At 62.6% G+C, this 24,285-nt stretch carries 23 protein-coding genes; 13 read left to right on the top strand and 10 right to left on the bottom strand.

What is annotated here, in order from left to right; translation table 11 throughout:
- Positions 1 to 106: 106 nt before the first annotated feature.
- Positions 107 to 292, bottom strand: coding sequence for a hypothetical protein (locus ACXR2T_RS12510; protein ID WP_458839861.1), 186 nt, complete (start codon positions 290 to 292; stop codon positions 107 to 109).
- A gap of 301 nt (positions 293 to 593) precedes the next feature.
- Here ACXR2T_RS12510 and ACXR2T_RS12515 point away from each other — a divergent pair, with 301 nt between their 5' ends.
- The 3 genes from ACXR2T_RS12515 to ACXR2T_RS12525 are packed head-to-tail and all read left to right on the top strand — an operon-like array spanning position 594 to position 3,753.
- The gene (locus ACXR2T_RS12515; RefSeq protein ID WP_458839859.1) at positions 594 to 1,844 is read left to right on the top strand and encodes a tyrosine-type recombinase/integrase; all 1,251 of its coding nucleotides are present in this window, start codon (positions 594 to 596) and stop codon (positions 1,842 to 1,844) included.
- Positions 1,841 to 2,767, top strand: a complete 927-nt coding sequence (locus tag ACXR2T_RS12520) for a tyrosine-type recombinase/integrase (protein ID WP_489945537.1) — start codon at positions 1,841 to 1,843, stop codon at positions 2,765 to 2,767. The genes ACXR2T_RS12515 and ACXR2T_RS12520 overlap by 4 nt, the downstream gene beginning before the upstream one ends.
- Positions 2,764 to 3,753 carry a tyrosine-type recombinase/integrase gene (locus ACXR2T_RS12525; RefSeq protein ID WP_458839855.1) on the top strand — a complete coding sequence of 330 codons (990 nt, stop codon included), beginning with the start codon at positions 2,764 to 2,766 and terminating at the stop codon, positions 3,751 to 3,753. Before ACXR2T_RS12520 ends, ACXR2T_RS12525 begins: the two co-directional genes overlap by 4 nt.
- A gap of 34 nt (positions 3,754 to 3,787) precedes the next feature.
- Here ACXR2T_RS12525 and ACXR2T_RS12530 read toward each other — a convergent pair whose 3' ends face one another.
- Both ACXR2T_RS12530 and ACXR2T_RS12535 read right to left on the bottom strand, forming a co-directional pair.
- Positions 3,788 to 5,680 carry an HNH endonuclease signature motif containing protein gene (locus ACXR2T_RS12530; RefSeq protein ID WP_458839853.1) on the bottom strand — a complete coding sequence of 631 codons (1,893 nt, stop codon included), beginning with the start codon at positions 5,678 to 5,680 and terminating at the stop codon, positions 3,788 to 3,790.
- Positions 5,681 to 5,954: 274 nt separating this feature from the next.
- Positions 5,955 to 7,043: a hypothetical protein gene (locus ACXR2T_RS12535; protein WP_458839852.1), complete on the bottom strand. Its 1,089-nt coding sequence runs from the start codon at positions 7,041 to 7,043 to the stop codon at positions 5,955 to 5,957.
- Positions 7,044 to 7,174: 131 nt separating this feature from the next.
- Here ACXR2T_RS12535 and ACXR2T_RS12540 point away from each other — a divergent pair, with 131 nt between their 5' ends.
- The 4 genes from ACXR2T_RS12540 to ACXR2T_RS12555 all read left to right on the top strand — a co-directional run bounded on the left by ACXR2T_RS12540 (position 7,175) and on the right by ACXR2T_RS12555 (position 10,616).
- Positions 7,175 to 7,942: a class I SAM-dependent methyltransferase gene (locus ACXR2T_RS12540; protein ID WP_458839851.1), complete on the top strand. Its 768-nt coding sequence runs from the start codon at positions 7,175 to 7,177 to the stop codon at positions 7,940 to 7,942.
- Positions 7,943 to 8,003: 61 nt separating this feature from the next.
- Complete coding sequence (locus tag ACXR2T_RS12545) at positions 8,004 to 8,576, top strand: SipW-dependent-type signal peptide-containing protein (protein WP_458839849.1); 573 nt, start codon at positions 8,004 to 8,006, stop codon at positions 8,574 to 8,576.
- 742 nt (positions 8,577 to 9,318) lie between these two features.
- Complete coding sequence (locus tag ACXR2T_RS12550) at positions 9,319 to 9,915, top strand: signal peptidase I (RefSeq protein WP_458839847.1); 597 nt, start codon at positions 9,319 to 9,321, stop codon at positions 9,913 to 9,915.
- Entirely contained in the window at positions 9,915 to 10,616 is a 702-nt protein-coding gene (locus tag ACXR2T_RS12555; protein ID WP_458839845.1) for a hypothetical protein, read from the top strand. Before ACXR2T_RS12550 ends, ACXR2T_RS12555 begins: the two co-directional genes overlap by 1 nt.
- A gap of 683 nt (positions 10,617 to 11,299) precedes the next feature.
- Here the strand turns inward: ACXR2T_RS12555 and aspS are convergent.
- Entirely contained in the window at positions 11,300 to 12,646 is a 1,347-nt protein-coding gene (aspS, locus tag ACXR2T_RS12560; protein ID WP_458839843.1) for an aspartate--tRNA(Asn) ligase, read from the bottom strand.
- Positions 12,647 to 12,733: 87 nt separating this feature from the next.
- On the opposite strand from aspS, the gene ACXR2T_RS12565 reads away from it, so the two are divergent.
- From ACXR2T_RS12565 to resB, 4 genes are read left to right on the top strand one after another with little or no spacing between them, the layout of a single operon-like run.
- Entirely contained in the window at positions 12,734 to 13,387 is a 654-nt protein-coding gene (locus ACXR2T_RS12565; protein WP_458839842.1) for a histidine phosphatase family protein, read from the top strand.
- Positions 13,387 to 14,070 (top strand): TlpA family protein disulfide reductase, encoded by a 684-nt coding sequence (locus ACXR2T_RS12570; RefSeq protein WP_458839840.1) that lies wholly within the window; start codon positions 13,387 to 13,389, stop codon positions 14,068 to 14,070. The genes ACXR2T_RS12565 and ACXR2T_RS12570 overlap by 1 nt, the downstream gene beginning before the upstream one ends.
- Before the next feature lie 2 nt (positions 14,071 to 14,072).
- Positions 14,073 to 14,828, top strand: a complete 756-nt coding sequence (locus ACXR2T_RS12575) for a cytochrome c biogenesis CcdA family protein (RefSeq protein ID WP_458839839.1) — start codon at positions 14,073 to 14,075, stop codon at positions 14,826 to 14,828.
- Complete coding sequence (gene resB, locus ACXR2T_RS12580; protein WP_458839837.1) at positions 14,812 to 16,467, top strand: cytochrome c biogenesis protein ResB; 1,656 nt, start codon at positions 14,812 to 14,814, stop codon at positions 16,465 to 16,467. Before ACXR2T_RS12575 ends, resB begins: the two co-directional genes overlap by 17 nt.
- Positions 16,468 to 16,761: 294 nt before the next feature.
- Here the strand turns inward: resB and ACXR2T_RS12585 are convergent, their stop codons facing one another.
- From ACXR2T_RS12585 to ACXR2T_RS12610, 6 genes are all read right to left on the bottom strand, one after another.
- Entirely contained in the window at positions 16,762 to 17,340 is a 579-nt protein-coding gene (locus ACXR2T_RS12585; RefSeq protein WP_458840470.1) for a PIN domain-containing protein, read from the bottom strand.
- Between the two features lie 3 nt (positions 17,341 to 17,343).
- Positions 17,344 to 17,613 carry an excisionase family DNA-binding protein gene (locus ACXR2T_RS12590; RefSeq protein ID WP_458840468.1) on the bottom strand — a complete coding sequence of 90 codons (270 nt, stop codon included), beginning with the start codon at positions 17,611 to 17,613 and terminating at the stop codon, positions 17,344 to 17,346.
- Positions 17,614 to 18,187: 574 nt separating this feature from the next.
- Positions 18,188 to 19,003 (bottom strand): ABC transporter permease, encoded by an 816-nt coding sequence (locus tag ACXR2T_RS12595; RefSeq protein ID WP_458840467.1) that lies wholly within the window; start codon positions 19,001 to 19,003, stop codon positions 18,188 to 18,190.
- A 9-nt stretch (positions 19,004 to 19,012) separates the two neighbouring features.
- Positions 19,013 to 19,897, bottom strand: coding sequence for an ABC transporter permease (locus ACXR2T_RS12600; protein WP_458814572.1), 885 nt, complete (start codon positions 19,895 to 19,897; stop codon positions 19,013 to 19,015).
- A 117-nt stretch (positions 19,898 to 20,014) separates the two neighbouring features.
- Complete coding sequence (locus ACXR2T_RS12605) at positions 20,015 to 21,211, bottom strand: type 2 periplasmic-binding domain-containing protein (protein ID WP_458814664.1); 1,197 nt, start codon at positions 21,209 to 21,211, stop codon at positions 20,015 to 20,017.
- Positions 21,212 to 21,317: 106 nt separating this feature from the next.
- A complete protein-coding gene (locus tag ACXR2T_RS12610) occupies positions 21,318 to 22,469 on the bottom strand; it encodes an ABC transporter ATP-binding protein (RefSeq protein WP_458840465.1) in 1,152 nt (383 codons plus the stop codon).
- Between the two features lie 176 nt (positions 22,470 to 22,645).
- On the opposite strand from ACXR2T_RS12610, the gene ACXR2T_RS12615 reads away from it, so the two are divergent.
- Both ACXR2T_RS12615 and ACXR2T_RS12620 read left to right on the top strand, forming a co-directional pair.
- Entirely contained in the window at positions 22,646 to 23,452 is an 807-nt protein-coding gene (locus ACXR2T_RS12615) for a FadR/GntR family transcriptional regulator (protein WP_458840464.1), read from the top strand.
- 29 nt (positions 23,453 to 23,481) lie between these two features.
- Positions 23,482 to 24,213, top strand: coding sequence for a PDC sensor domain-containing protein (locus ACXR2T_RS12620; RefSeq protein WP_458840462.1), 732 nt, complete (start codon positions 23,482 to 23,484; stop codon positions 24,211 to 24,213).
- Positions 24,214 to 24,285: the final 72 nt, after the last annotated feature.

The raw sequence follows: 24,285 nt of genomic DNA on the forward strand, positions 1-24,285 counted from the left end.
CGGGAGCTACTTTTGGTTGTCATCCTGCGGGAGCTACTTTTGGTTGTCATCCTGCGGGAGCTTGCGACTCGCAGGATCCACGCCCACGGTCCATGCCCGCTGGTGTCTACGCATACCCGTTGGCTTGTGCGTAGGCCCGCTGGTCGGCTGGTTTGAAGCGCCGCGCCCTCGCGGCGCCGAGTTGCATCCCGTAGGTGATGGGGAGTGGTGTCGCGAGCTCGGTCTGGGTGAGCTCGAAGGTGGGTGCTGCCGCTCGGGCCGTGGTGGCGGCAAGGTCAGGTCGCCCGGTCACACCCGGTGGTGATTGTGGTGCCCGGGTGACTGGTGGGGGTGGGTTTTCGAGGATGATGGGCGGAGTTCTCCCCTCGGTGTCTGGTGGTGGATGGAGCATGAAGGGGCCGCGCCCGTCGCGGGTGATCTTCCATCCGTAGTTATGGAGCTGCAAATGGTGGGTGGCGCATTATGACGACCGGTGGATTATGCCGACTCGGGGCGCATTGGCCTTGTAAACACCAGCTTCCCGCGTCTCGACGGTCGGCATAATCCGGTTCTGTAAGTCATGCTTCTTACTCATCTCGAGTGAAGGAGAAGCAATGGTGAATCGGGTTTCTGTTGTGAGGGTTCGTGGCCCGCTTGAGGGCGTGGCGGACCAGTTTCGGGCAGTGTTGGTGAGAACCGGCTACACGCCGTTGAATGCGACCGATCATTTACGGCTGATGGCGCATGTGAGTAGGTGGATGTCATCTGAGTCGATTGTGGCTTCTGACCTGACCGATGAGGTATTGGACCAGTTTCTGGTGGCACGCCGATCTGCTGGGTACGCAAGCCTATTGACGCGTCGGGGGCTCATTCCGCTAGTTGAGTTTCTGCGCGCTGAAAGAGTGATGCCTCTCGCGGTAACGCCGGAACCGACTGCTTTGGATGTGCTCTTAGACCAGTTTGCGGTGTTCCTGGAGCAAGAACGAGGACTGGTCGCGACGACGATCGCGCAGCGGATACGAACCGCCCGCAGCTTTCTCGCTTCCTGCGAAGCGCCGGAATTGATTGATGCGGCTTGTGTGTCATCTTATGTGAGCGCGCAATGTCGTTCGATGCGAGTGTCGTCTGCGAATTTGATGCTTACCGACGTCAGATCGTTGCTGAGGTTTTTGCATGTTACTGGCCGGCTGGGGACGGATCTTTCGCCGGTGGTACTCGGGGCTGCTGGGTGGCGGCATTCGGGGCTTCCGAAAGGCCTGTCCGACGCAGATGTGTCGGCGTTGTTGGCGGCATGCCAGTCGACGCGGTCCTCAGCGCGACGCGATCGAGCTGTCATGCTGTTGCTGATTCGGCTGGGTCTACGGCGCGTGGAAGTGTCTCGCCTGACGCTGGATGATATTGACTGGCGCGCGGGCGAGCTTGTGATCACGGGGAAAGCGAATCGGATGGAGCGACTCCCGCTGCCTGTTGATGCAGGCCAAGCGATCGCTGAGTATTTAGAGAAGGGGCGTCCCCGCGACGTGGCCACGCGGTCAGTGTTTCTCACAGTGGTGGCACCGCATAGGCCGTTGAGTGCCGCGGGGGTGGGCGGTGTTGTCGCGGTGGCTGCTAGGCGTGCGGGATTACCGCCGGTTGGTTCGCACCGGTTACGGCATACCGTTGCGACTACGCTGCTGAATTCCGGGGCAGATTTGCTCGAGATCGGCCAAGTGCTGCGACACCGAAACCTCTCGACAACGGTCATTTACGCGAAAGTTGATCTTCGCCAGCTTCAGCCGTTGGCTCAGTCCTGGCCGGTTGTCGGTCATGACGTGCTCGGTCAACTTCGATTGCTGGCTCCAGCTTGGCCGGGAGGACAGCCGTGAGCGCGTTAGCTGATGGCGTGGCTGAGTACCTCGCAACGCGGCGTGCTCTCGGATTCAAACTCGAACACACCGAACGATTTCTCCGACAGTTTGTCGCCCATCTTGACCAGGCGGGTTTCGTGACCATCTCTGTCGATGTGACAGTGGCCTGGGCCTGCACACCAGCTGATGCAGATCCCTACTGGTGGGCGTCCAGATTGGCGGCAGTGCGCGGGTTTGCGCGCTGGTGGTCCGTGTTCGATCCAGCTACCGAGATCCCCGGTCCTGAAATACTTCCGTTGTCACAGCTGAGCCGACGCGCAGATCCTTACCCCTACAGTGATGACGATATTGCTGCGCTCATGGCCGCAGCGCGGAACATACCGTCCCCTCTCCGGGCAGCCACCTATGAAACGCTCGTCGGGCTCTTGGCGGTAACGGGGATGCGTGTTGGTGAGGTGATCAACCTGGACCGGTCTGATCTTGATACCGCGCAACAGACGCTGACGATTCGGGGCACTAAATTCGGTAAGACCAGGCTCATCCCGGTCTCTTCCAGCACCCTTGAAGCGCTCACCGCCTATGGCGAGGAACGTGCGCTACATGCGCCTCACCTACACACACCCGCATTGTTCGTCACGGCCCAAGGCAAGCGGCTTTTCTACCAGAACGTCCACCATGCTTGGCTTGGTTTGTGTCAGCGAGCTGGCCTGGAAGCCATTTCGGCACGTTGCCGACCCCGCCCGCATGACCTGCGACACCGCTTCGCGATCAACACACTCATCGGTTGGCATCGTGATGGCGAGAACGTGCATGCCCGACTGCCCGCTTTATCGACCTACCTCGGTCACCTCAACCCCCGCGACACGTACTGGTATCTGCGGGCAGCTCCGGAACTCATGGCGTTGGCCGCGGACTTCCTTGAGAAAGGAGAGCAACAATGACTGCGCTGGCGCCGACTCTGCAAAAGTTCTTTACCGACAGGCTGGCCCGTCAACGTGACGTGAGTTCGCATACCATCGCGGCGTACCGCGACACGTTCCGGCTCCTCCTCGAACACGTCCACACGCACACCCGAGTCTCACCAGCGCAACTTGATCTGACTGACCTTGATGCTGACGCCATTGTGGGTTTTCTCACTCACCTTGAGCAAGACAGGGGCAATAGTGTTCGTACCCGCAACGCGCGGCTTGCCGCGATTCATTCGTTCTACGCATTCGCGTCGTTCGAGCATCCCGAACACGCCGCCCTCATCCAACGAGTCTTGGCGATCCCCGCGAAACGCTACGACAGAGCCCTCATTAGTTGGCTCACTGACACGGAACTCACGGCCCTGATCGGGGCGCCCGACACGAGCACTTGGCTCGGACGTCGAGACCATGCCCTTCTCACCACCGCCGCGCAAACCGGTCTGCGTGTCAGTGAACTCACTGCTCTCACCATTGATGACGTGAAGCTTGACGTTGGAGCTCATGTCGTGCGCCTCGGCAAAGGCCGAAAGCACCGGGCTACTCCGCTCACCGCCAGTACCGTGAAAGTCCTACGGGTCTGGTTCAAAGCACACGACGGGGCTCGCGTCGACCCAGTGTTCCCCACTCGGCAATATCGACGTTTGAGTACTGATGCTGTTGCGAAACTTTTACGCAAGCATGTGGACGCAGCGGCTACCGGGTGTCCCTCGCTGGCAACAAAAACAGTCACCCCGCACACCTTGCGGCACACTGCTGCGATGAGGTTGCTACACGCTGGGGCTGACATCGCCACCATCGCTCTTTGGCTCGGGCACGAAAGCATAGAAACGACCAGTATCTATCTCCACGCCGATATGACGATCAAGCAACGTGCGATCGATCGAACCACTCCGATTGGAGGGAGGGCTGGCCGCTATCAAGCCCCAGATAAGCTCATCGGGTTTCTCGAGAGCCTCTGAATTATGCCGACCCAGGGATCGTGGAGCCCAGTGTTTACGGGCTCATTGTGTCCCTGGTCGGCATAATCCGCCGGTCGTCATAATGCAAATTATGCCGACGTCGGCATAAGGCGCATAGGGCGATCCCTCGATCGATGTCGGTGCGGCCCTGGTCGGAGTGCCAGTGGTCAATATGGTGTGCTTCGCAGTACGAAGAGGGCCGGTCACAGCCTGGCCAGCGACACCCGCCATCACGGGTGGCGAGGGCGATGCGTTGGGCCCCGTTGTAGAGCCGCTGTTCGCGCCCCACGTCGAGGGGGTTGTAGTCTTCGTCGACCGTGACGTGCACGACACCGGCGTTGCAGCGCTGCTTGGCGACGACTGAGTCGGAGGTGATGGTGAGCCCGTCTTCATACCAGGCGACCACCCCGACCGGGTCAGCCGGAGGCTGCGCGGCCGGTGTCTGTGTGTCTGAGGGTTGCTGCGCCTCGGGGGTGGCGCCGCTGGCCGTCTGCCGGAGCGCCTTCTTTGCCGCTTTGGCGGCTTTCGAGGCCGTCTCGGCGGCGCGGGCTTCGGCCTGCTCAGCGAGGTACTCGGCCCGGTTCACGACCTGCACCACCCGCACGCCCACCTGCCTCGTACCGAACACGGTCTGCTGGTCAGCGACCGCGCCCGACTGGAGCAGATCGATGAGCAGGTCGTGCGAGATCTGATGGTGGGTGCGCTCGTCTTGCGCGAGCTCTTCCCCCGCGGCCTGCTCTGCCGGGTCGATGAAGCGGGGCCCGCCCCGTCGGGGGCGCAGCGCGCTCGCAAAGATCGTCTGAATCCACGCCCCCGCGTCATCGTCACAGGTGAGGCGGGCATGGAACTGCCCATTCGGGTCCGTCCACCACCTGAATGAGCGCGCCTCATACCGCTCGTTACGCCGCAGCGTCGCCCCCTCGGGGTCGAGGAGGTCACGAATCGCGCGCGCGTGGCGGCGCAGCTCTTCCACCCGGGTATGCTGGGCGGCCTCGATCAGGTCGAGCCCGGCCTGCCACCACAGCACCAGCAGAGCTGCTTCACACCGGCCCCCGCAGTCCCCGTCATCAAAAAGATCTACCGTGGGGGTGGGCGAATGCCCGGAAGCGTGGAGGGCCGCGTAGGCGGCCGTGTGGAACGCACACGCCGGCGCTACCGCAGCGCCATCTGCCACGGTGCCTACGGCGGGAGTGTTTGGTGCGGGGGTGCGGGGCGGAGTGCCGAGGCCCTGCCTGATCGCATCGTTTTGTGGGTCGGTGAGCAGGTCACGTGACACGGCCCGGTCAAGCACGGAATGCCACGGCACCGCCAACACCAGCTCCGCCTCAGCAGCTGCGGTTTCAAGAGCAGTCGAGCCACCGTCGTCATCATGACCCTCGGCGTCGCTGGCGCTGGCTTCGAGGGCGCGCTTCGCGGCGAGCGCTTCGCGCTGCTCGAGGGCTTCGCGTTCGGCTGTTTCGCCGGTGAGGATGCTTTCTCCTACCCGCACTTTGCGGGAGGCTTCACCCCACGAACTGCCGGTGAGGTGCTGCATCATCTCAACACTCGTTTTGAAGCCGCTCGCCTGCGCGACGCCGGGCTGCCCGGCACGTTTCGCAGACCGCGTTCCCACCGCCCCGGCACTGAGCACCTGCAGCTCAGTGAACTTACGCATCACCTGCGCCACGATCTTTGCGAAGTCGATGGCGCCCTCGTCGGTGAGCGCGTTTACGACCGTGCGGGCGTCTGCGCCGGGGCAGTCGGCCGGGAACAAAGCTTGCACGTGCGCCATGAGCTGCACGATCTCGTCACACTTCGCCTGCATCCCCAGCCCGCTAGTGGCATCCGCCGTGGCGGTTTCAGTGCCCGCATCAGCACCCTCGCTCGCAGCCTCAGTGAAGAGGCCCGCGAGGGGTTCTTCGTGCTGGGGTGAGGGTTTGGCTTCCATACCCTATTGTCTCACGGATCGTAGATTTATTCGAGTGAAGTTATCCACAGATTTGGCGTAATCACGCCAATTTTCGGTCGAAACAGGGGGCTGTGGACGACTCGTCGTACAGAGCGATGGATGCTGCGACTCGCAAGTGCCGAGACCACTTGCACGGGAAGAGAGAAACGCTGGCGCGTTTCTTTCCAAACTTCCCGCCCGCGCAGCATGGCAAAACGGACAGACGCGCAGCATGACTGAACCGAGGCAGGCAGCCGTCCAATGAGAACCGCCCTCAGCAGGGCACCTGCTCGCCACGGTCGGCCCAGGCGACGTTACGCAGCCACTTACCGTGGGTGTTTCCGCCTGCGCTGGCAGCGTCGCGCACAACTTCACAAGTGAGGGAAGTGTCGTTACCGGTGCGCTGAAAGACAAAATAGATGTAGTTATCGTCAGAGTTATCGAGCGCCGGGCGCAAGAAGGAGGTGCATAAGAAATCGGTGCGAGAGTATTCTGAGCCCGGAAACAGCTTGAGATACCGTTCAATGTCGGCCTTGTAATCGGTTGGCGTCCAAGAGGTGCCCACGACCGCTATCTGTGTGCCGTCACAGGCGGGCAGCGAGATTGGCTGCGCGAGCCCCAAGTCACCGCTCGGGCGTTCACGCGATTCTTGGTAGCGGGTCGACATAAAGATGTCTTTCAGCTGCTGGTACAGCGCCGACTTGCTGAACTTCTCTGCATCTGCGTGAGTCTCGAATTTTAAGCGGTCGATAAGCGCGACATCGCTATGTGGTGCGGTGCCATCGTTCACGTCCACCCCAAAGCTGGTGGTGGTTGCGAAACTCAGATCAAAGCGTTCGGTCGGGTTCTCGGACTGTGCGGCAAAGCGCATGGCGACACTGCTGGCCGGTGATTTGCTCTGGTCAGAGGCGTCGAGGACTTCCTCTCCGGTGAGGCCCAAGACGGGGTACAGGCCGCCGTCTGCCGCGGCGGTAGTGAGGTAATAGAAACTAACCGGCCCATGGGCTGAAAGCGCAACAGGCTCTGCATCAATGATCTCGATTGTCGAGACCGCGGGCACGGCCACGCTCCACTCTTGCGGGTAATCGAACCAAACTCCGAGCCCCTCGTGGTGATAGGTCGAAACCGCCTCTGGAGTAGCTGCCTCGCCAGAGGAATCTGCGCTCCGTTCGGCCGTCTGCGGGGCGGCACCCGGCCCCGGCCCTGAACTGTCGCGCGATCCGGAACCAGCTGGCCCAGCGTCGTCCCCGAACAAGCCGGGCACGCCAGCCAATAGTGTGCAGCCCGTGAGTAGCGACACTGCCGCAGCTCCGGCCAGGGCCGCGGCCGCTAGGCGGCCTGCACGCGACGAACGAAGCGGCATAATTTCTTCTCCAAGGTGATTCAGAAGCAGTGCAGATCATTCTGCCAGCTCAGGCATCGATTCGGCATGAGGTTCAACGTCGTGCGCGAACACGATTGCGCGTAAGGCTCGTCGCGGGCCATGCTGGGCATATGGCATCGCACGAACCCACTGACTCGACGGCCCCTCACTTGCCCCCTGCTGCCGCGTGCTCAGCTGAGCACGCTGGTGCGCACTCAGCTCCGGATCCGCAGGCCAACCCTGCTGAGTTCTGGGAGCGGCGCTATGCCGAGGCCGGGCAGGTGTGGTCGGGCAGGGTGAACCGAGTGCTGGCCGAGGTCGCGGAGCGCTGGGAGCCCGGGCGATCGCTCGATCTGGGGTGTGGTGAGGGCGGTGACGTGCTGTGGCTCGCCGAACACGGCTGGAGCGCGACCGGCATCGACCTGTCGCCCACGGCCGTGGCGCGAGGCATCGCCGAAGCCTCGGCCCGCGGGCTCGAGAGCGCGCGATTTATTGCCGCCGACCTGGGGGAGTGGACGCTGCGCGCTGCTGAGGTCGATGGCTCAGGCGAGCCGTTCGACCTCATCACCGCGAGTTTCATGCAGTCGCCCGTTGAGCTGCCGCGGGAGCTGATCTTGCGCACGGCGTTGACGCGGATCGCTCCCGGCGGCCGGCTCGTGATCTTGTCGCACGCGGCTCCGCCGCCGTGGGCGAAGAACCACCCCGGCGAGTTCTTGTCACCGGCCGGTGAGCTCGCATTGCTCACACTGGGGCTCAGCCCAGAGGGGCGAGAGGTCGACGGGTGGATCGTCGAGGTCGCCGAGGTGCGAGAACGCACAGCTGCGGGCCCAGACGGCCACGAACACCACCTTGAAGACACGGTCGTGGTGGTGCGAAAGAACATGCCGCATGACGTATAACTCTTTGTGGCGTAGCCTGGAGGTATCTGCCAGATGGCGGGTTGTCTGAGGGGAGACACAGATGTCTAAACAGGAGAATGTAACAGTGAAGCGTGGCTGGACCAAAGCACGCGCGGTGCTCGCTGGTGGGCTCGTGTTGGGGGTCGGCGCAGCGATAACGCTCGCCGCATGGACCGACCAGGAATGGGCGAAGGGAATCTTCAGCAGCGGTACGTTTGGGATTGAGGGCTCGATTGACGGTGTTATCTTCACAGATCACGCGACAGTAGGCGACGCCGCAACGCTCAACTTTCAGGTCAACGCAGACAAACTTGCGCCGGGCGATGACGTCTATGCCGGGTTTGCAGTGCAGTTGATCGACGGGGCTACCAACGAAGCAGAAGTGACCGTGGCACAGAACGTGGCAGCTGCCATCAGCGGCACGACAGCGAGCTATGTCTACACGACCGCTGCGACTTGTGACGCATCGGCGTACACTGCCGGCACGAACGAAAACGGCACGACGTTCGATCTCGCGGCCGTTGAAACGCCAACCTTCCTGTGCTTCAAGGTCACTGCAGACAACACGATCGAACAGGGTGAGACCGGCACGATCGTGTGGTCGTTCACCGCTGAATCCACCGACGCAATCTAGCGCTGACCATGCAAAAGCGTAGTGCGTCTCGCGCTGCGCATGCGGCGAGGCGTGGCGCGGGTAAGCGCCGCGCCACGCGCAGTTCACGGAGCGCGAGACAGACCTGGTTCACTCGGGTGCGCGCAATTCTCGCGGGAGCGATGGTGTTTGGGGTGGGAGCAACGCTCACCCTAGCCGCTTGGACCGATACAGAGTACGCATCGGGAACGCTGACCGCGAGTGTCTTTGGCGTGGTGGGATCGACTAACGGGACCTCATTTACGGATCACTCGTCAGCGGGATCTGCCGCATCATTGCAGTTCACCCCAAATTTCAACACCATGTCGCCGGGCGTGACAACCTATTCAAAGTTCCTCATTAAGACCACGGCCGCGACAACCGTAGATGGCACTGTATTGCTCGGGGGCGCAGCAAGCCCAGTCCCGGGGGCGCTCGCGCAGCACCTGACCTACGGGGTCAGCGTCATTCCATCAGCTAATGCCTGCAACCAAGCGAGCTTCACAGGCGGCACGGTCATTGTACAAGCGAAGCCGCTCACGACCGGCGCGACCGTGAGCCAGCCGGTAACCAAAGCTGGAGGGGCCACAGTCGCGTATTGCTTCGCAGTCACACTGCCAGCGGGGTCACCAAACTCTTTGCAAGGCACGACTGCCACTCCGACTTGGGTGTTTACCGCGACATCAAACTCTTAAGGAATCAGAAGGCCGGCACACGCTCGGGAGGAAGAAGAAAGGAGAGGAACATGTCGTCGCTGACACACGGGGAACCAGGCCAGCTGAATGTGTCGGGGGAGCCCCGGGGGTCAGCTGAAGTTGCCGAATATGCGGTCCTTAATGAACCGGCAAACAAACGCACACTGGGCAGCTTCGTGGGCGGTACGCTTCTCAACCTCGCGGCGCTCGGTGGGGCAGCATTCATCGTGTTGATAATTCTGTCTGCCGTCTTCAACATCACGTTGATCATGTTTAAAACGGGGTCCATGTCACCCACGATCCCCGCGGGGTCGCTCGCGGTCGTCAAGGAGATCCCCGCGACTGAGATTCAGGTGGGCGACGTGCTCACCGTTGACCGGGGCGCGCGCCTGCCGGTTACTCACCGGGTGACCTCTATCGAAGGCGAGGGAGACGAGCGTACGATCACTATGAAGGGTGACGCGAACGAATCTGAAGATCCGCTCCCATACACTGTCACACAAGCTCGGCTCGTACTCACATCGGTGCCCGGCCTTGCCCACGTTGTCGTGTGGTTTTCTAACCCGGTTGTGCTGGGCGCTCTTACACTTGCAACCTCGGCCTTGGTGACGTGGGCGTTCTGGCCGAAGCGCCAGCGAAGGCACTGATGAACGTACACGGCATATTGATGACGTTCGGTCTGTTGCTCATTTCGCCAGCCGTGACCCCATACGCTACGGCGACAGCAGTGTCGGGGGCCGAAGTCGCAGCAACGGCCGCGAAGTCGATCGACCCAAGTGAGAGTGAAACTGTAACGCGCGGCGAACATCTGACACTCACGTCGATTGGTGACACCGTGAAAATGCGTACGATGCAGCCGGGTGTGCCGGTGCACTGGCAAGTGGGAGTCGCTGTGAACTCGAGCACCGCTGGAAGCGTGCAGGTTTCAGCGGCGGCTCAAGGCTCGGTCGACCTCGGACTAATGCTTGAGTTTCAGACCTGTTCGGTGCGCTGGCACGCTGCCACATGCGCAGGGCAAGAACGCAGCATCAATCAAACGGCGGCCGTGAGCACAGACGGTACATATGCGCCGCTGTTTGAGATGAGGGAGCACGAACTCGAAGAGTGGTTGCTCGTGACCGCGACCATTCCAGAGGATGCAGCTGGCACGGCCAGTTTGACCGTGCGCGCCACGGGGCAAGGAGAAGTCGTTACTGCGGGTCCTGGCGATGTAGCAGCGCTCGCAAGAACCGGTATTGCAACGCAGTGGCCCACAATATTGAGCGTCAGCGCTGTGGGAGCAGGGCTCGCTGCGGCTGGCATTGCGCACGCACACCGCAAAACACACAGGCACAGGAGCGCGGCATGATGCGCGCGCGGGGTTCTGTTCAAAGCTCCAAAGTGCGCAGTTCACGACGAATGCATCGCCGGATCGGAGGCCTAGCAGCAGCGATCATGCTCACTGCGCTGGTCGCCCCGATATCAACTAGTGCCGTGCCCGAGTGGACCGAAGCCGCCTGGACCGACGCGGAACACGCGCAAGGCTCCTTCAAAGCGCTCACCGTCCCGGCTCCAGTCGGCGGCGCTTCGCCACAGTGTCGAGCAGCAAACGTACTTATCTTGGGTAGCCAGCTTACGATTCAATGGCGCGTTCCAAATGACGCGTCCGGGTACACCATCGAGTACGCGAGGCAAGTAGACGGTTTGCTTGATCCAATTACGGGCCCACTGCTTAGCTCAGTGACTACCACGGGAAGTCCCAGTAACTACAAGACAGTCGTTTCTGGAGGGTTGTTGAGTAATACTCTGGGGGGTTCGATTGTTTTTGGTATTCGACTGATAGGCCCAGGAGGGTGGAGTTCGAGTTGGTTAGCTACCCAAGCTTCGTTTCCTAGTGTCATTGGGGTCAACAATTGCACGTTCTATACAATCGCTTCGACCTAAAAAAGGGGAGTGCCCCACGCACAAGCGTGGGGCACTCCCCTTGATCCGGATCAAAACCCGGCACCGTAGCTGCCACGCACGCGGGCAGCTACGGCACGAGCCGTGAAGTTACGGCATGAGGCGCGTCGGGCCGCGGAAGAGGTAGGTCACCTCGCGGATCGAGGACTGCTCGAGCAGCAGCATCAGCACGCGGTTCAGGCCCATGCCGAAGCCGCCGTGCGTGGGCACGCCGTAGCGGAAGAAGTCGAGGTAGAAATTCAACTCGGCGGCGTCCATGCCCTTGTCGGCGATCTGCGCCTCGAGTACGTCGATGCGGTGCTCGCGCTGCGCGCCGGTCGAGATCTCGGTGCCGCGGTAGATCAGGTCGTAGCTGTTCGTCAGCTCTGGGTTGTCTGCGTGGCGCATGTGGTAGAACGGGCGAATCGACGACGCGTAATCGGTGAGAAACACGAAGTCGTGGTCGTACTTCTTCTTGACGTGAGCCGAGATGCGGCGCTCGCCCTCGGGGTCCATGTCGGCGTCGGCGCGGGGAATCTCGTAGCCCTCCTCCTTGACGATCTCCTTGGCCTCGGCCAGGGGGATGCGGGGGAACGGGCGCGCCGGCACGGTCACCTCGATGCCGAAGAGCTTCTGAATCTCCTCGCCGTGCTTCTCCTTCACCGCGGTGAGGGCAGCAACGAGCAGCTCCTCGTGCAGCTCCATGACGTCTTCGTGCGAGTCGATCCACGACAGCTCGGTGTCGATCGAGGTGAACTCGGTCGCGTGGCGCGACGTGAACGAGTGGTCGGCACGGAAGGCGGGGCCTACCTCGAAGATGCCGCCGAAACCAGCGGCCTGTGCCATCTGCTTGAAGAACTGGGGGCTCTGCGCAAGAAACGCCTTGCCCTCGAAGTACTCGACCTCGAAGAGCTCAGCGCGTGATTCAGACGCCGACGCCATGAGCTTGGGGGTCTGAATCTCGATGAAGCCGCGGTCCACCCACACGTTGCGCATCGCGTGCAGCAGCGTGGTCTGAATGCGGAACACAAGGTTCTGCTCGGGGCGACGCAGATCGAGGAAACGCCAGTCGAGGCGCACGTCGATGTTCGAGTCGTCGGCGACGGGGTTGTCGGGCAGCGACTTCGCAACAACCTCGATCGTCTCGATCTGCACCTCAACGCCGCCGAGCTTGACGCGCTCGTTGTGCTGCAGCTCACCGGTCACGGTGATGAAGGTGCCGTGGGTGAGCTCAGAGATCGTGTTCGTGCGGGGCACGAGAGTGTCTGAGCGGGGGTTGTCTGCGTCGGGTTCGCGCAGCACGCCGCCGTTCACGAGCTGCACCGCGCCCGATTCGTCGCGCAGCACTACGAACTGTACGTAGCGCTGATCGCGCACTTTCTCGACCCAACCAGATACGCGCACGGTCGCGCCATTGTCAACGGTGGGGAGGTCCTTAATTAATACGCGCTCAGTCACCCAGACAGTCTAGCCGCCACGCGGCTTGGTTGCGTGCACATCCAAACTGCCCAAGTTCTCAGAGAGCGGCAGTGTGGCGACCGTAGAATGGCGGGTGTGAGCGACAAACTCCTGCATCTGGTGCGCCATGGCGAGGTGCACAATCCAGATCTCGTGCTGTATGGCCGCCTTCCCGGCTTTCGCTTGTCTGAGCGCGGGCATCTGATGGCCGAGGCTGCCGCCCTCGAGATCGCCGCGGCCGATCGCGCGGTCGCCAGGCTCTATGCCTCACCGCTGCAGCGCGCTCAGGAGTCAGCGCGCCCCATCGCGAGCGCGCTGAGCCTCGAGATCATCACTGAAGAGCGCATTATTGAGCCCACCAACTACTTCGAGGGCATGGTCAACTCTGGCCCTGACTCGGCGTTCAAGAACCCGCGCCACTGGCACAAGCTGCTCAACCCGCTGCGTCCCAGCTGGGGCGAGCCGTACCGGCGCATCGCGGCGCGCATGCGAGCCGCGATGGACGACGCCTGGAACACGACGCGCGGCGGCGACATCGTGATGGTCGCGCACCAAAACCCGATTTGGGTGACGCACCTGGACGTCGCTAATAAGCCCCTGTTTCACAGCCCCGCCTCACGCCGTTGTGAGCTCTCGAGCATCACGAGCTTCGAGAAGCGCGGCGAACGCTGGTTTGAGGTGGAGTATCGCACGCCCGCAGCTGGGCTGCAGGGCGATGCGATCGATGTGGGAGCGGTGTAATGAAGCTAGAGAACACGCGTTCGCGCCGGATCGGTGCCGCGCTCGCCCTGTCACTTGCGGGCCTCGTGGGTCTCGCGGGCTGCAGCGGCGGCGGTAACGACCTCGCGAAGCAGTGGCAGGAGTCGAGCGATAAGGGGTACGTGGCAGGCGACGGCTCCTCTGCGAGTTTCGCGCCGTCTGAGCGCACCGAACCTGTCGAGTACTCGGGGGAGACCGAGACCGGCGATGTGTTCAGCTCGGCAGACACCCTCGGCTCTGTGACGGTCGTGAACTTCTGGTACGCCGGCTGCGCACCGTGCCGGTACGAAGCGCCCGACCTGGTGGCAGCCTATGACGAGTTCACGCCGCAGGGTGTGAAGTTCTTGGGCGTCAACACCCGCGATCAGGTTGCCCAGGCGACCCAGTTCTCTGAAGAGTTTGGTATCGAGTACCCCTCGATTATGGACAACCCCGGCGGTCGTACCGTGCAGAAGGCGTTCGCGGGCCAGGTGCCGCTCAACGCGGTGCCCACCACGCTCGTGCTCGACGCTGAGGGGCGCGTGGCGCACCGTGTGCTCGGCATGCTCGCGGGTGAGTCGCAGCTGCGCACGCTCATCAACGAGACACTCGACGAGCAGTCTGCCGGCACGGGAGGGTCTGATTCGAAGCCCTCGGCCGATAAAAAGCCCGCGAGCGAGCAGTAACGGTGGGGGTGCAAGACCTCGTAGCTGATGGCCAGCTGCTCGTCGCGTCACTGATCGCGATCGCGGCGGGTCTGCTTTCGTTCCTGTCACCGTGTGTGCTGCCGCTCGTGCCCGGCTACCTCGCCTATGTGAGCGCCAGCGCGGGAACCGATTCGGGGTCTGGCGCAGACGCGAAGCCGGCGCGCAGGCGTTTGGTGCTGGGCGCGCTGCTGTTCATCTTGGGTTTCACCGTGGTGCTCGTCGCCTTTTTGGCGGCGGCCGGCACGGTGGGCGTGTGGCTGCTCGACTGGGAGCCGCTCGTGACCCGCATCATGGGTGTCTTTGTGGCGCTCATGGGACTCGTGTTCATTGGCGGGTTTGGGTTCATGCAGAACAATAAGAAGCTCAAACTCAAGCCGCGCTTTGGTCTCGTAGGTGCCCCCGTGCTGGGCATCGTGTTCGCGATCGGCTGGACCCCCTGCATGGGACCCACGCTCACCGTGATCATGGGGCTGAGCCTGCAGCAGGGCTCGGTCGGCCGCTCGGTCATACTGGCGCTGTGGTACTGCCTCGGGCTCGGGCTGCCGTTCGTGCTCGCTGCGTTCGGCTTTGGCTGGATGACCCAAACCATGACATTCTTCAAGCGGCATATTCGTGCCGTCAACGTGATCGGCGGCGCGCTGCTGATCCTCATCGGTCTCCTGATGGTGACCGGCCTCTGGAGCAAGATGATGTATGCACTGCAGGCGGTGATTGGCGGATATGTCACGCCCCTCTGATTACGATGACGGCTCTGGCGCGCAGGTCCGCGCGGAGTCACCCGAGCTTGGCCTCAAGGGCTGGGGTCGCTGGTTCTGGCGCCAACTCACCAGCATGCGGGTGGCCCTGATCCTGCTCTTGCTGCTCGCGGTCGCCGCGATCCCTGGCTCCCTGCTGCCGCAGCGCAGTGCAGACCCCAATGGGGTGCTGCAGTACGAAGCGGATCATCCCAAGCTGTTTCCGATTCTCGACGCGTTCCCCGTGCAGGCGTTCGATGTGTACAGCTCGGTGTGGTTCTCATCGATCTACCTGCTGCTGTTTATCTCGTTGATCGGCTGCGTGCTGCCACGCGTCGCCCATCACTGGAAAGCCTGGCGCGGTAAGCCACCAAAGACTCCTGCGCGGCTGGGCCGAATGGCGGGCTTCACCGAGGTGCGCGTCTCGAACCCGAGCGCGACGCCCGCAGAGCGCGAAGAGTTCGCGGCGCGCGCCGTGACTGAGGCGCGCGACGTGCTGAAGCGCTCGCGATACCGCACCGAGGTGCAGCGCGTGACCCGCCGCGGTGTCACCGAGATCTCGGTGTCGGCCGAGCGCGGTTACCTGCGCGAGACCGGTAACCTGCTGTTTCACACCGCGCTGCTTGGCGTGCTCGTGTGTGTAGGGGTGGGCGGCGCGTACACCTTCAACGGGCAAAAAGTGCTCGTCGAGGGCGAGACGATGGTCAACCAGCTGATCGACTACGACACTGTGAACTCGGGTAACGGCTTCGACAGCGAATCGCTTGAGCCGTTCACGCTGCAGTTGAAGTCGCTGCAGGTGGACTACATGACCCCCGAAGATGGCAACGTTGACGCGCTCGGTCAGGTGAAGGACTACATTGCGAGCATGAAGCTCACCGACCCAGACGGCACGGAGTCGGAGGAAGTCATTCGGGTGAATCACCCGCTGCGAGTGCACGGTTCACCGATCTACCTGATCGCAAACGGGTATGCGCCGACCCTTACCATTCGTAACGCCGAGGGCGAGACCGTGTACAGCGAGTCGATGCCGTTTATTCCGCAAGACACGAACATGGTGTCGCTCGGCGTGGTGAAGGTGCCGTACGGCATAAAGAAGGGCGACGGTGAGCGCACCCAGCTGGGGCTGCGCGGGTTCTTCTACCCGACGAAGGTTGACCTCGAATCGGGCGCATACACCTCGAACTTCCCCGACCTTGAGAACCCCGTGCTGACACTTGACGTATTCGAGGGTGACCTCGGCATCGACAGCGGTGTGCCACAGTCGGTGTACGCGCTCGATACCGAGAATATGCAACAGCTCACGGGCCGCGCGATCGATAAGAAGTCGCTCGAGCTCACGATCGGGGAGACGATCGACCTGCCAGACGGCATGGGCACGCTCACGTTCGAGGCCGCGCCCCGCTACGCCGCGTTCGACGTGATGCGCAACCCTGCGCAGACCGGAGTGCTGATCTTCGCGCTGCTCGCGCTCGGTGGCCTCATCTGGTCGCTGTTTGTGCCGCGCCGACGCATGTGGGTGAAGGCGTTGCTGACCGATGATGGTGTGACACTGCAGTACGCGGCGCTCGCACGCGGCGATGACCCGGCGCTCGAGCGCGCGGTCGAAGAGCTGCGCGAGAAGCACGGCGACCGGCTATAGAGGGGGAACGGCGGCCCGAGGGGGCTGGGGCCGCCGCTCTCCGGTCGCGGCGGCTTCGCCGCCGCTCCTGCCAGACCCAACCAATCGGCGGCCCCAGCCCCCTCGGGCCGCCGCTCTGCGCCTTCACCCGTCATTCTGCGCGACTCCGCCCTCCCGTCATTCTGCGCGGCTCCGCCCTCCCGTCATTCTGCGCGGCTCCGCCCTCCCGTCATTCTGCGCGACGGAGGAGTCGCAGAATCAAGCCCCTTCAGCCCCGCTCCGAGGAACGGTGGGGTCGTACTCGGTCAGTAACACTCAAATCAATCGTCGACGCTCGAGCTCAGCATAAGCAGCAGTCGCAAAACCGGGGGAGCCACTTCGGGATAGACGTTCAAGTAGCCCCTTAGGAGTGATCGGCGGTTGAGTCATTGCACACACCTGGCTTAGCAGCACATCGCAAACGGCTGCTGGTGCAAGATCCAGTTGATCTAATAAGAAGTCATCGACTCCAATTGCTTCGAGCTCGAATTTCTGCAGCGCTGCATACGGAAAATCCTTGAGGTTCGCAGTAACGATTGCATCCGCGCGCCCCCGAATAGCTGCTGCGACTACGTGCCTGTCGTTCATGTCAGGTAGAACGATTCCGTCTACAAGTGACTCCCAGGCCTCGACGTTCGCGTCGACGAATGCCTCGTTCATTGACCTCAACCTGCTGTGAAATCGACTCGGATCTATCTCTGGATGCACCCGTTTCAGAGCAGATAGGGCCTCCGCTTGTACACGCCACGACCACAGAGGACGAAACAGCCCCGCGTCTGCGAGCCGCAGCAAGGTGTCGCATTGAACGACTGGCACCAATGTGCATGCGTCAAGAAACGCCGCAAATCGGGCCACGGTCTATGCCTCTCGCGCCTCTGATAGCGCTGCGCGGTATGCAGCAGCGTCTACTTCGTAGAGCCCGTCTTCGTTTGCTTGCCGAGTAAGCTCGTCTAAGCGCTCCCGGCGTTCGCTACGTTTGCGTTCGCGGTAAGCAAGCACGTCTTGGAGCCTTAACCGCCGATGCCTTGCATTGCCCAACCGCTCGTAGGCTAGTTCATGTTCGTCAAGTAGCCGTACGAGCGTATTGCGGCTGATGCCAAGAAGATCTGCAGCTTGCTGTGTTGTCAATTGGCGATCTATAGGCTCGACGCTGACTGAGGCGCCGCGCTCCATAGCTGCAGCAACTTGAACCAAAACTTCGTAGGCCGCCTGTGGGAGCGGCACTTGCTCTCCGTCTGGTCCAACTAGCACTGCGTGTGCCGTATGGCCCTCAAGGAATCGGGCAAACTTAAGCATCTCCGCGAGATCTTGCGGAGGCTGTATGACATGGGCAGCTCTACTAGTGGAAGTCAGTTTTGAGGCCATGCTTTAGTATCTCTCAAATCGCTCAAAACGTCCATAACGATCAAATCGTCCAATTGGGCCATGGATCCTGCGATTCGCAAGCTCACGCAGAATGACGTAGGGGTGTGGCTCACGCAGGATGACGTAAGGGTGTGCGTCAGGCAGGATGACGAAGGGGTGTGCGTCAGGCAGGACGACGTAGGGGTGTGCGTCAGGCAGGATGACGCGGGGTGGGGCTCGCGCAGGGCTGTGCATGTTGGGGGGCGAAGGGCCCGGTCTCACCGCTTGGTTGGGCAGGAGCGGCGGCGAAGCCGCTGCGACCGGAGAGCGGTGAGACCGGGCCCTTCGCCCGTCGCGCCTACTTCAACTCTTTCGCGGCGTTTGCCGAAGCGCGCTGCGAGAAGTAGACCGGAATGAGTGACAGCAGAATGATGAGCGTCGCGACCACGTTCACCTGGTTTGCCTCGTTGGGGCGCCCCATCTGGTTCATGAACCACAGCGGCAGCGTGTCGACACCGGGCGGGGCGGTGAAGATTGTCACGTACACCTCGTCGAACGACAGAGCGAAGGCGAGCAAGCCGCCGGCAATGAACGCACTGCGAAACTGCGGAAAGGTGACTGACCGAAACGTCTGCATGATGCCGGCACCGAGATCCATCGAGGCTTCCTCGAGGTTCGGGTTCATACGGCGCAGCCGCGCGATCACGTTGTTGAACACCATCACGACACAGAACGTGGCGTGGGCGATGATCATGCCCATGTAGCCGACCTTGATGCCGATCGGGTCGAGCACCTGGTAAAAGGTGTTCGACAGCGCGACACCGGTGACGACGCCAGGCAGGGTGATCGGCAGAATGATGATCAGGTTCACGGTCTCGCGGCCGTAAAACTTGAACCGCTGCAGCGCGAATGCCGACAGGGTGCCCAGCAGCAACGCGATCGCGGTGGCAGATGCTGCAACCACCACCGAGTTGAGTACGGCGGCGTGCATCGCCGGGTTGGTGAGCGCCTTCTCCCACCACACGAGTGAGAAGTTAGAGACGGGCCAGCCGGCGACGCGGTTGGCGTTGAACGAGTTCACCACGATCACGAACAGTGGAACGTAGGTGCAGACAATAATGAGGGCGGTGATCACCGAGAGGGTGATCTTGGTACCCCGGCCAAGGCGCAACATTGCGGCCTCCTAGATGTTCTCGATGGCGCCGCTCTTACGAACGACGAGCAGGTAGACAACCACGATCACGATGGGCACGACCGAGAAGGCGGCCGCCACGGGCGGGTTGAGGTTGATGTTGGAAGCGATGATCGTACCGATCATCTGGGTTGATCCACCCACGAACTTCGCGGCGAGGTAGTCGCCGAGGCTGAGGGAGAACGTGAAGATCGATCCGGCGATCAGGGCGGGCTTCAGAAGCGGCACGATGACCGTGAAGATGGTGCGCATGCCGTGCGCGCCGAGGTCGGCCGAAGCGTCGAACAGGTTGTGTGAAACCTGGCTCACCGCGGTATATACCGGAATCGCCATGTACGGAAACCACAGGTAGACGAGCGCGATGATGGTGACGAAGACGCCGTAGCCGGGGCTGTGAATACCAAACGGCCCAAGCACTGAATTGATGAAGCCACCGTCAGAAAATACGATCCGGATCGAGAGAATCTTGACCAGGTAGCCTGCCCAGAGCGGCAGGGTGACCATGACCGCGAGGGCGGCGCGCTGCCAGGGGCGCGCGATCTTGGCCATGTAGATGGCGAGGGGGATCGAGAGGGTAGCGCAGATCGCGGTGACCGCGAGTGCGATGCCGAGCGTGCGCAGCGCAGCATTGAGGTAGGCCGGCACGGTCACGATGCTCGCGAAGTGGTCGAGCGTAAACCCCGGCTTCACCTTTGAAGTGAAGGGGTCAGTCTCCCAAAATGCGGTGATGAGCATCAAGACGACGGCGAGAATATAGACGCCGACGAGCCACACCATGGGAAGTGTCAGCAGCGCGGCGAGGCGGCCCTTGGGGTGCCTGTGCAGGGCTGAGGAGACCGGCTTAGGCCGGGTCTCGAGGAAGGTTGGGGTCGACACGACGATTCCTTACGTGAGTGGATTCGATGGGGTGCGAGTCGTGGGGTGCGATTCGGTGGGTTTGGTCCGGTGGCGGGAATGCTCCCGCCACCGGAGTGTGTGCGGAGACCTTGGGCCTTAGCCCTTAACGGTCATCCAGGCGTCGGTCCACTGCTGGAAGTTGGTGCAGGTCACATCTGTGCGACCGTCGATGCACTGCTCGATGGGCGTCGTCCAGAACCACACCTTTGAGAAGTACTCCTCGTCGGTGGCGTTGAACGTCTCGCAGTGCTCGCGTGCCTCGTCGCTGGTTTCACAGAACGCTGCGTTGGCCGGGGCCATACCGAAGTTCATGGCGATCGCGCCGTTCACGTCAGGGGCCGAGGTGTAATCCATCCAGAGGTAGCCACAGGTGGGGTTGGCCGACTTCGACGCGAGCATCCACGCATCTGACCAGCCGGTCGATCCCTCGTCGGGCAGCACACCCTCGAGCGCAGGGTTCTCAGACAGCTTCTTCAGCACCTCCCATGAGGTGCCCGCCACGACGTCGCCGCCGTTGAACGCGGTGATCTGTGCGGTGGGGTCTGACCAGTAGTCGCCGATGATCTTGTTCTGCTGCTTCAGTAGATCAACGGCGGCCGCGAGCTGGGTCTCGTCGAGGGCGTAGGGGTTCGTGATGCCCAGGTCGGGCTCGTGCGCCATCAGGTAGACGGCGGCATCGGCGATGTAGATCGGTGCGTCGTAGGCGATGATCTTGCCGGCGTAGGGGCTGTCTGACTCCCACGCGATGTCCCAGCTGGTGGGAGCGTCTTTCACCACGTCGGTGTTGTACTGCAGAATGTTGGCGCCGCGACCGATGGGCACACCGTATGACTGGCCGTTGAGAGTGTCGTACAGCTGACCCTTCATGCCCTCCACGATGTCGTCGCCAAAGTTGGGAATCAGGTCGAGGTTGAGCGGCTGCACGTCGCCGCCCACGATGAGGCGCAGGCTCGCATCGCCCGAGGCCGACACGAGGTCGTAGTTGCCGGTGCGCATCAGCTGCACCATCTCGTCTGAGGTGCCCGCGATCTTGCGGTTGACCTTGCAGCCGGTGTCTTCTTCGAACTGCTTGGTCCACTCAGGCTCAACGAAGCCCGACCACGCGACGATGTTGACTTCGCCCTCGGGGTCGCCGAGTTCACCCAGCATGGGTACGTCGGGCACATCGATCTTGAGTTCGCTCGAGCCGCCGCCCGAGGCGTCGCCCCCAGCATCGCCGCTTGAACAGCCCACGAGTGCGAGCCCCAGGGCCGCCGCCATGGCCAGCGGAACGGCCAGCATCTTCTTGTTCATCATGACTCCTTTGTGTGATGCCCCGGTGTCGGGGAAGTGGTTGCCTGCGCAGCAGCTGTGCTGCGCGAAGCGGTAGTGGGTTTATGGGTGGTTGAAGGGACGGCGCCTAGGCCGCGGCCCGGTCGCTGCTCGACGCGGTGCCCGGAATGGGAGTCGCGTGGTCGTAGCGAAACGCTACGTTGACGCGATCGCCGCGGGTCACGCCCTGCGACGCAGACGGGGTGTGCGAGTTGTGCTTCTCTGCGATGATGCGCACGCCCTGGTCGGTGTCGACGAGGTACTTGGTGTTGGGCCCGGCATACACCGCTTCAGCGATGGTGCCGGCGAGCGAAACCACGCCCGGCTCGAGCGGGTCGGCCTGACCGACAAGCTCGACGCGCTCGGGGCGCACGCTGTGAACGCAGGCCTCGCCGAGCAGACGACCCGAAAGCTCTGCAGGCAGCAGGTTCGTGGTGCCCAAGAACTTGGCGACGAACTCGGTTTGAGGGAACTCGTAGACCTCTCGTGGCGAGCCCACCTGCTCGATCTTGCCGTTGTTGAACACGGCCACGCGATCTGAGAGGGTCAGCGCTTCCTCTTGGTCGTGTGTCACGAAGATGAACGTGATGCCCACCTCGCGCTGAATCTGCTTCAGCTCGACCTGCATCTGCTCGCGCAGTTGCTTGTCAAGCGCGCCAAGCGGCTCATCGAGCAGCAGCACGCGCGGGCGCAGGATCAGGGCGCGGGCGAGCGCGATGCGCTGGCGTTGACCACCAGAGAGTTGCGAGGGGCGACGCTCGGCGACCTGCGCAAGCTGCACCTGTTCGAGGGCTTCAAGTACGAGCTTGTCGCGTTCAGCCCGGGGCACCTTGCGCACCTTGAGCCCGTAGGCCACGTTCTCGGCGATGGTGAGGTGCGGAAACAGGGCGTAGTCCTGAAACACCGTGTTGACCTCGCGGTCGAACGGGGCGTCGCGGGTGACGTCGACACCGTGCAGTTCGATGCTGCCCGAGGTGACGGCTTCAAACCCCGCGATCATGCGCAGCACCGTGGTCTTACCCGAGCCTGAGGGGCCGAGCATCGAGAAGAACTCGCCATCGCGAATCTCGATATCGAGATCTTTCACCGCGGTGAAATCGCCGAACTGCTTGGTGACCTGCTTCACCGATACCGCGGTCGTCGCGGTGGTGAGCAGGCTGGTGTGTTCCTCGTTTTTGCGGGGCCTGGTTCGGCTGCTGCCGAACCCTCCCGCAACACCTGGGGAAGAAGTGTGTGACATGTCGTCGCTCCTCAACATCATTGTCGAACCGTTGCAGAAACATTAACATACGTTTTAATAGGTTTAAATACGGATCAAGATTTGTTCATTACAATTCGGTCACGGTCGACACGGTTAGGCTTGAATCAACAGCTGTCAGACTCTGGTGAATCCCACACACGAATGGAGGGTGCGCGGTGAGCTCAACGTTTACGCAGTCCCCGCCTAGTCGCCTGCGCACGGCCGCCTTTGCGCCGATTGGTGACGAGGGGCGCACCGAGCTCGTCGAGTCACGTCTCGTGCAAGCCATTTCGGTGGGGGCCTTCACCGAGGGGGAGCGGCTTCCCAGTGAAACTGAGCTGTCGGCGCTCATGGGCGTCGCGGTCGTCACTGTGCGCGAGGCGCTGAGCGGCCTGCGGCACCGCGGCCTCATCGAAACGAAGCGCGGGCGCAACGGCGGTAGCTTCGTGCGCACCAGCAGCGGTGCGGTCGAAGAAGTCAACGCGCGTGCGCTCATGGAAATGCCCCGCGTAGCGCTCGCCGACCTCGGCGTGCACTACGAAGTCGTGTCGGCGGCGTGCGCCGAGTATGCCTGCCAGCGCGCTACCGCCGAGGAGCTCGAGGTGGTGGCGGGTGTGCTCGTGCAGGCGCGCGATCTCGAACGCGACCAGTGGCGCAAGCGCGTCACCGAGGTGCAGCTCGAGCTTGCTGCTCTCAGCCAGTCGGTGCGGCTCACCAACGAGCACGTGCGCGTGCAGACCGAGTTCACGCCGCTGCTCGCGCTGCAAGATCTCGACGAGAACGCGCGCATTGCGACGCACGACGCGCTCACCGCGCAAATCGACGCGACGCGCGCGGGCGACGTCGCCGCTGCTCGCATCGCGGTGCGCGACAGCGTGCGCGGGTCACTGCGCTGGCTCGTGCGGTTTCGCGCTGAGCTCCTCGCGTTGCCGCCCGGCAGCGAACTTCATGACACACTGGAGTCACGCCGCCTCGTACACTGAGCGGCAAAAGCCTCACTGGGGAGGGGACCATGCCACAGGATCCGGCGCAGTACGACGACGTGCTGCACGAACTGTTGAACCGTGTTGACGCGTTCTTCGACGGCGTTTTTGCGCCGCTCGAACGCTGGCTGCCAGAGCTCGAGGCGACACTGCACACGCATCTTGCCGGGGGCCGGATCACGGGCGCGCAGCTCGCGCACGCGCTTGAGCGTGGCGCGCACGCGATCCTCGACGAAACCGAACGCCCGCTCTACGGCGCGGGCTACTGCGCGAGCGACGTGATCGTCGCCGAGGGAAATCCGCTCGCCTGGTGGCAGGGGCCCGAACGCAGTCTGCTGGCGTCGTCAACGTTTGGGCCGGGGCAAGCCGCCATCGACCTCGTTCGCCTCGAGTGGTACCGGGTGCCCGAGAGCACGGGCAAGCGGCACGTCGCGGGGCCGTTCGTTGACTACCTGTGCTCGAACGAGATCACGATCACCTCGGCGCTGCCCCTGATCGTCGAAGGCGAGTTTTGGGGGGTCGCCTGCGCCGATGTGCTCGTACACTCGCTCGAGGGTGCAATGCTGAAAGACCTGTCGATCGCCAAAGACGTGACACTCGTGAACGCGAGCGGCCGCGTAGTCATCTCGACCGACCCCGACTACGAAACGGGCGACCGCTACGCCGGTGTCGGCGCTGTGGCGGGTGTCGCCGAGCTCGGGGAGGACGTGCGGGTCGCAACCTCAGAGAAGTACCCGTTCTCGCTCATCATGCCCGCCTAGCGGCCACCCCTCGTCATTCTGCGGGAGCTTGCGACTCGCAGAATCATTGGGTGTGGATCCTGCGACTCCTCC

Source organism: Leucobacter faecis (genome assembly GCF_054456635.2).

Coding starts and splice junctions, on each gene's coding strand:
- ACXR2T_RS12525 (WP_458839855.1), top strand. CDS start 2,764: ATGACTGCGCTGGCGCCGACTCTGCAAAAGTTCTTTACCGACAGGCTG.
- ACXR2T_RS12605 (WP_458814664.1), bottom strand. CDS start 21,211: ATGAACAAGAAGATGCTGGCCGTTCCGCTGGCCATGGCGGCGGCCCTG.
- ACXR2T_RS12540 (WP_458839851.1), top strand. CDS start 7,175: ATGGCATCGCACGAACCCACTGACTCGACGGCCCCTCACTTGCCCCCT.
- ACXR2T_RS12530 (WP_458839853.1), bottom strand. CDS start 5,680: ATGGAAGCCAAACCCTCACCCCAGCACGAAGAACCCCTCGCGGGCCTC.
- ACXR2T_RS12550 (WP_458839847.1), top strand. CDS start 9,319: ATGTCGTCGCTGACACACGGGGAACCAGGCCAGCTGAATGTGTCGGGG.
- ACXR2T_RS12570 (WP_458839840.1), top strand. CDS start 13,387: ATGAAGCTAGAGAACACGCGTTCGCGCCGGATCGGTGCCGCGCTCGCC.
- ACXR2T_RS12515 (WP_458839859.1), top strand. CDS start 594: ATGGTGAATCGGGTTTCTGTTGTGAGGGTTCGTGGCCCGCTTGAGGGC.
- ACXR2T_RS12620 (WP_458840462.1), top strand. CDS start 23,482: ATGCCACAGGATCCGGCGCAGTACGACGACGTGCTGCACGAACTGTTG.
- resB (WP_458839837.1), top strand. CDS start 14,812: ATGTCACGCCCCTCTGATTACGATGACGGCTCTGGCGCGCAGGTCCGC.
- ACXR2T_RS12555 (WP_458839845.1), top strand. CDS start 9,915: ATGAACGTACACGGCATATTGATGACGTTCGGTCTGTTGCTCATTTCG.
- ACXR2T_RS12610 (WP_458840465.1), bottom strand. CDS start 22,469: ATGTCACACACTTCTTCCCCAGGTGTTGCGGGAGGGTTCGGCAGCAGC.
- ACXR2T_RS12565 (WP_458839842.1), top strand. CDS start 12,734: ATGGCGGGTGTGAGCGACAAACTCCTGCATCTGGTGCGCCATGGCGAG.
- ACXR2T_RS12545 (WP_458839849.1), top strand. CDS start 8,004: ATGTCTAAACAGGAGAATGTAACAGTGAAGCGTGGCTGGACCAAAGCA.
- ACXR2T_RS12595 (WP_458840467.1), bottom strand. CDS start 19,003: ATGTTGCGCCTTGGCCGGGGTACCAAGATCACCCTCTCGGTGATCACC.
- ACXR2T_RS12535 (WP_458839852.1), bottom strand. CDS start 7,043: ATGCCGCTTCGTTCGTCGCGTGCAGGCCGCCTAGCGGCCGCGGCCCTG.